We start from the raw sequence: 6285 nt of genomic DNA, 5'->3' as shown, positions 1-6285 counted from the left end.
GGCTGCCGGTGTCCTGCTGCTCGCTGGTGATGGTCGTGCTGTTATTGTCACTGTCAGTCACCGTGCTCTCGGCATATACGTCGTTAGTGAGGTTGAGGATATCGCGGGCCAGCGTAGGCGCGGCGATGATGTTGTCTGCTTCTCCGCCGTATTCGAGCACATATTGCGGTTTGTCCGCGCCGCGCCGCAAAGCGAAGTGATACACCCGCGCAGTGTCCACCCAATAGTCATAGTTGGCGTCGGCGCAGATGTCCTTGATTTTATCAAACAGCATATCCGTTGCTTTAACCTCACGCTGTGTCTGGATTGCGCCGGGCGCAATGCTGTACCCAGCCAGCCCAATGGGATAATCTGTGCGCGCACTCTGGCAGTCCGCAATCAGTTGCTGTGTAAGGGTGCCGTATTCCAGCACCGGGTAGGTCTTGGCGCGCAGACGGCGGTATTTGAGCAAGGCGTTATAGTCCGTACAGTTGAGCGTCAGCTTTGTGTCGTCGAAACTATGACCGGCGATGTACCCGCTCCACACCGTCGCGCCGTTGTCGGCGGCATACTCAATATGGTTGCCTAACTGCATGTTTGCGGGTGTGCATTTTGGGTCAGCCAGTGCGATGTCCAGCGCCATGGTGTCAATGTCGTTTAAAGTCCAGCCGTATTTCGGCGGGCTGAACTGGTATAGCTCGTCCAGTTGGATGTGATCGCGGTCAAACAGCTTGATGTACATCACAAATACCTCCCTTGCAGGGCAATTGTGCAGTGCCGTTTGGTGTCGTAGCCGTCACGCTCAAACGTCAGCACGTTGTCCCCCGGCGGGCAGTGTAGCCAGCCCAGTCCCTGCTTGATGCCGAATGTGAGCGTGCCGTTCAGGTAGCATCCGCGCGTGGCCGGTCGGCAGTCGATTACAAGGGTATCGGTGCTCCCCAGCGCAACGTTGACGGCGATTGTCTCACCAGTTGTGCTGTTGGCAATGGATGGATTGGCACACGAGCCGACGATCGTAACGACCGGATAAGCATCTACATTGCCGGTATTGGTGATGGTGCCGGTCTCACCGACCGCCGGGTAAAAAATAACACCCTGCGTGCCGGGGGATACCCAGCCGGTCGCCGTGCTGCCTGCCTCGATTTGCAAGCCAAGCTGGTATTGTTGGCAGACCGTGCCGGAGGGGATAAAAAGTTGCACGGACGGGATGGACTGCCCTGCGGCGGTAAGGGTGGACGGTGTGCTGGCAGATACAGACGCGAGCGGTGACGGGAGTACCACTGTAGTTGTGCCCTCAAAATAGGTCGTGAACAGCGCCGCCATCTGGTTGGCGGTGAGGTTGTACAATGGGTTTGACGCGGCCGCACCCATGTCGATTGCCATAATTTTAACATCATATGCGCCGGTCACAGCGGCAGGCGTTTGCAAATAAAAATTGTCGACGTATACCGTCGATATGTTGACTAATCCATAGCCAATAACATATGAGGACGACGCAGCAAGGGGGGCAATAACGGCGTATGAAGTATTATGCGACTGTAGATTAATTGCAAAGGCGGATTTTGAAAAGCCACACAAAAAATATCGATGCCCGGCGGCAGCTACCATGCCGCCAACCACGGTAAGTTTCGCGTTGTTTTGCGTACCGGTTTTTTGACCGCCAACAATTGCTTGCGTTGCCTGTGCGGATTGCAATATATTTGCCGTCACGTTTCCGGTCGCATAGCCGCCTTTTGGGGTCATGGAGGCGGTATACTGCCCGCTGCCAAGCGCGGCACTGTTTACAGGGATCGTGAGGGCGGTATCCGCCGTGGCAGTGCCGGAGAGTGTGATTAGTCCGCTTGCCGCCGCCTGCGCGGTGATGCCGTTTGCGGACTGAGCGCCGGAGAGCAGCTTGAGCAGGTTTTTAGGTGCGCCGAAGATGATATTGTGCAGCATTAGCCCACTCCTCCTCCATCCCAAGTGACTGCTGCACCTGTGGCGTCTACCCACTTTGACCCATCCCACCAAAGCGGTTTGCCTAATGTCTGTGCAAACACTTGATCTCCGACAGCACACCCCTCATAGCTTGCCCATGGTGCGGGCCCACAAAAATGGCCGTTGACTGTAACATGGGAGTAGTTAAACGTCACATCGCCGTTTGGTGCGACCAAAACATAGTAGGCTCCCTCATCCTGACCAGCAATTTTAAAGGGGGGATTTCTACCGTCCATGTGCAGCGTGAGCTGCGAAAAAGGCGCGTATTTTTGGCTTACTACCCATACTTTTAGGTCTTTGACGTGTGTCTGCCCGTCGCCCATCAGTAGCCACAACTCGTCCTCTGGGCTGTCTGTGATAACGCCGAGCACTCCCTCGGGCAGTACAACGTTGTTGTTTTGCCAGTTGGCATAGGTGTCCCTGCGGTTTAAAAACTCATATAGTGCCGCCATAATCAGTCACTCCCTCCCGCATCCAGTGTTGTGCGTGTGTTGTCGTCACTGCCTGCCGCGTCCAGCAATGTCCGCACCGCCGCGTCAGACGCGCCGGCATCAAGCTGTATCCGTGTCACATCGCCAAAAATCACCCCGTTGTCAATGTGAGGTTCCAATGAAAGTATGTCTGGAGCCAAGGCGTACCAATGCGGATCGGGCATGGTTAGCTGAATCGATTTGAACAGCACCGAATCGTCACTGGTAGCAAGGCTGGCCACTTCGGCGTAACCAATCAATCGCCCCATATCCGTGTCGATCACAAGAGGCTTTAAGGCATTTCCTGTCACCATCCGGTTAAGGGAAGCCTGCATGACGGCGCTATATGAGGACAGTACCATATTCAGCACCAGCTTGCGTTCGCTCACTTTCGACCGTCCAAACACCTGCCCGTCACTCAGAATATCATTGTCAGTAAGTACTTTGTCAGAATCAAATGCACCTTTTAGTACGGATGCAATTTGATCTGTGTTGATGTCAATGCCACTAAAGCTGATTGGTGTAACCATATAAATCCTCTCCCTTAGATGGACAGTGACATGAATTGGAGCTGTTGCTCGTTTGCCCGCTTGCTTCCCGCATCAGTCATATTGATCGGCCCATTGATGTTGATGACCGGCGCTTTGGTGTTGTTGGTCGTCGCATTGGTGGTGGAATATGATGTGCGCTGTGTTGCCGATAGAGCAGAGACGGGTGTAGATATTAACGACATAGAACCGCCGATATTGCTTGCCACCGATTCCGCCACATGCCGTGCTGCGTCGGCTACCGGTGCGATATTGGAATTGATATCTTCCGCCATACCATACATCATATCTTTCCACCAGCCGTGGAAGCCAACCAAAGGGCCAGTATCCGGTTCTGAGAAGTGAAGGAAGGAGCGAATGTCCTGCGCCACGCCCTGCACGGCTTTTCCAACGGCACCGGCGGCATTCTTGATACCGTTTACAATGCCGTTGATGATGTCTCCGCCCCATTTGAGTGCTTCATCCGGCAGACCGGTGATAAAGCTGATGGCATCTTGAAACCCGCTGCGCACCGCTCCTCCGAGTGAAGACAAACCAGACATAAATCGTCCGGGGATACTGGCCACAAATCCTACAAGCCCGTCCCATACGCTGCGTACCCACGATCCGATGGCGTTCATAATGTTTCCGATGGTGTTCGGTAGGCCGGTGAAGAAAGCAATCAGCCCATTCCAAACATCAACAGCAACGTTCTTGATACCATTCCAGAGACCTGTAAAAAACGCTGCCAGCGCATTGAATATTGTCTGTGCAGCCGCCACCCAAGAATTCCATATAGCCATCACTACGGTTACTATGACCTGGACGACGCCGGTGATTACCTGCTGAATGCCTGCCCATATTTGTGCCAGCCCGTTCTGAATGTTGGTAAAGATTTTAACCGCGTCATCGTGCAGTTTTCCGAAGTTTCCGGTCACAAGGTCGCAGATCAACAGAACCGGCCCAAGCACGATGTTTTTGATAACCGTCCAAATACCTCCTAGAATGTTTTTTAGTCCATTCATCACGGTTTGGATTCCGCCCTTCATGCCGTTCCAGATATTCATAACGCCGTTAATAAGCGGTGTCACTACGGCCATTACCACGGCCTTGATACCGTTCCATGCAGCGGATATACCTGCTTTGATGCCGTTCCACAAGCTTACAAAGAACGCCGAAATTTGTCCCCAGTGTTGCATGATGAGCAACGGAATTCCGACAAATGGCGCGATTACCGCGAGGATCACCACACCCCATTGCCGGAAAAATCCCGCGATGCCATTCAATACGTTTCCGATAGCCGTTTTGGCGGCATTGAATGCGCCGCTGACATCTTTCCATAGCCCTACGAAGAAACCGGAGATATCTTTCCAATGTGTTACGATGGCCACCGCAGCCACTGCAAGTCCTGCAATCGCTGCAACCACTAAAGTGATAGGTCCCAGCGTTGCCAATTCGACCATTCCAAACGCTGTAGTTACCGTGGTCAACAGTGACAGCCCACCAACCAATAGGCCAATCACAGCAACAATGGCCAGAATGGCGGCTGTCAGTTGCGGATGTTTGGACACAAAATCAGCAACAGTCTGAATGATGGGCATGGCAGATTGCAATAACTTGGCCAACATCGGCATGAGTGCGGTGCCGATGGTTTCCTGCACTTCCTCCATGGTGTTTTGCAGCTGTTTCTGTTTGCCAGCATAAGTGTCTGCTGCCGCCGCTGCCTGTCCGCCAAATTCCTTGTTGAGTTCGCCCAAGATGACTTTTTGGGCGCCTGCCATGTCTCCGGTTTTGACCATCTGGGCGATCTGGTCTTTTTGCTGATCGGTGAATGTAACGCCAACGCGCGTGAGCGCTGTAATGCCCTTTACTGGGTCATTGAGCGCTTTTCCTAACTGGACGGCAGCATCTTTCGGAGCAGTTCCCATCTTCTGTGACATATCCAACAATGCAGCTGTAGCTTGCGGGAAGACATTCTTTCCAATGTTGGTGAATGTAAGCAGCATGCCTTCGCCGGATTTGACCTCATCATCCGAAAACGTGGTGTTTTTGATCATGGATTCGGTCAGTTCGTCGAGCAACTGCATGGTCATACCGGACGCGCCACCGGTGGATTTCAAGGTCTGTGCCAGATCCGCGTTGGCCTTTTGTGCATCTTGGGCTTTGCTGATGGAACTTCCAAGGAAAGCGCCGACTGCCGCACCAACCGATCCAATTCCGGCCTTGACATTCTCCAGTGAAAATGCAGATTTGATAGATTGCCCCATATTGGAGAACGAGGATTTTATTTTGTCCCCCAGCGTTCCGACAGACGCGCCGACATCCAGCTGTTGCTTCTGCACATCTTTAAGCTGACTGGTGACCTTTTCATATTCGCGCTCGACCGCGCGCACTTTGTCAGCGCCAAAATTGCCCTTTTCAAACTGTGCCTGTGCGTCGGTGACCGCCTTTTTGAGAATAGCCTGCTTGTCTTTGAGCGCGTCGGCACTCTGAGCCAATAAGTCCTGCTTCTGCTTGAGCAAAGTGGTGTTGGACGGGTCAAATTTCAGTTGCCGGTTGACCTCTTTCAGTTCGCTTTGCAGCTTGTTGATCGGGGTATTGACCTCCTGCAAAGCCGAAGCAAGTGGGCCAACATTCCCGCCGATGTCCACGGTGATGCCTTTGATATTATTTCCCAAACGTTTTCACTCCTTTCATTAAAAATGGGCATGAAAAAGCACCCGCTTGGCGGGTGCTATAAACTATTTGATTATCGCTGTTCAGATTTTGGAAAGCAAACTGTTTTTCTTGCTGTCAAATTCATCCTGCGTTATGATTCCATCGTCCAGCAATCCTTTAAGCTTTCTGATCTCGTCAGAAGGGCTTGACGCTGACGCACTCTGCGGCCTGTTTTGACTCTCTTGGATTTCTTCTATTTTTTCTTTGATCGCCTGCGCAATTTTATTCTGGTCTTTGTGAAACATTACGGTGTTTTCGTCCTGAGTGGCGGATGAAATCCCTTTTCGACTTTCATTTCCCCCCGGAATCGTGAACTGGATAAATCCGTTTAGCGCAAATCCCCCTAATTTCAGTTGAACCCCGGTGATATTTCGAATCATAATTTCTTTGTCTCCGGAAAATCCATGTGTCATTTTGGCTAATGCGCCTTTTCGCTTGATTACCACCTTGTTTTCATGTAGCTCCAGTTGTCCCGCCACGCCTTTTAGAGTTAAAATTGGTTCTGCCATTTCCGCCACTCCCTTTCAGATGTTTCCATCATAAGGTAATTTTACAATTCTGTCAACTATTTTCCGAATTGTCGCCGGAGCGCTGCTCTGTCTGGTTTGGTCTGC

General features: G+C 52.0%; 6 protein-coding genes. All 6 read right to left on the bottom strand.

Annotated features, from left to right (window positions below):
• Positions 1–721, bottom strand: a 721-nt coding sequence (locus ABF463_RS03220) for a hypothetical protein (RefSeq protein ID WP_415532107.1), incomplete at its 3' end; no start/stop codon positions are given.
• Positions 721–1917: a phage distal tail protein gene (locus ABF463_RS03215; RefSeq protein ID WP_415532106.1), complete on the bottom strand. Its 1197-nt coding sequence runs from the start codon at positions 1915–1917 to the stop codon at positions 721–723. The genes ABF463_RS03220 and ABF463_RS03215, both read right to left, overlap by 1 nt.
• On the bottom strand, positions 1917–2408 hold the full coding sequence (locus ABF463_RS03210) for a hypothetical protein (protein ID WP_415532105.1): 492 nt from the start codon (positions 2406–2408) through the stop codon (positions 1917–1919). Before ABF463_RS03210 ends, ABF463_RS03215 begins: the two co-directional genes overlap by 1 nt.
• 2 nt (positions 2409–2410) lie before the next feature.
• On the bottom strand, positions 2411–2956 hold the full coding sequence (locus tag ABF463_RS03205) for a phage tail protein (RefSeq protein WP_415532104.1): 546 nt from the start codon (positions 2954–2956) through the stop codon (positions 2411–2413).
• 14 nt (positions 2957–2970) lie between these two features.
• On the bottom strand, positions 2971–5631 hold the full coding sequence (locus ABF463_RS03200) for a phage tail tape measure protein (protein WP_415532103.1): 2661 nt from the start codon (positions 5629–5631) through the stop codon (positions 2971–2973).
• A gap of 81 nt (positions 5632–5712) precedes the next feature.
• Positions 5713–6180 carry a DUF4429 domain-containing protein gene (locus tag ABF463_RS03195; RefSeq protein ID WP_415532102.1) on the bottom strand — a complete coding sequence of 156 codons (468 nt, stop codon included), beginning with the start codon at positions 6178–6180 and terminating at the stop codon, positions 5713–5715.
• Positions 6181–6285: the final 105 nt, after the last annotated feature.

The organism is Ethanoligenens sp., assembly GCF_047718355.1.
GTDB lineage: Bacteria > Bacillota > Clostridia > Oscillospirales > Ethanoligenentaceae > Ethanoligenens.
Note: the sequence above shows the minus strand (reverse complement) of the source record. Positions and strands in the feature narration are given on the sequence as shown.

Coding starts and splice junctions, on each gene's coding strand:
- ABF463_RS03215 (WP_415532106.1), bottom strand. CDS start 1,917: ATGCTGCACAATATCATCTTCGGCGCACCTAAAAACCTGCTCAAGCTG.
- ABF463_RS03210 (WP_415532105.1), bottom strand. CDS start 2,408: ATGGCGGCACTATATGAGTTTTTAAACCGCAGGGACACCTATGCCAAC.
- ABF463_RS03205 (WP_415532104.1), bottom strand. CDS start 2,956: ATGGTTACACCAATCAGCTTTAGTGGCATTGACATCAACACAGATCAA.
- ABF463_RS03195 (WP_415532102.1), bottom strand. CDS start 6,180: ATGGCAGAACCAATTTTAACTCTAAAAGGCGTGGCGGGACAACTGGAG.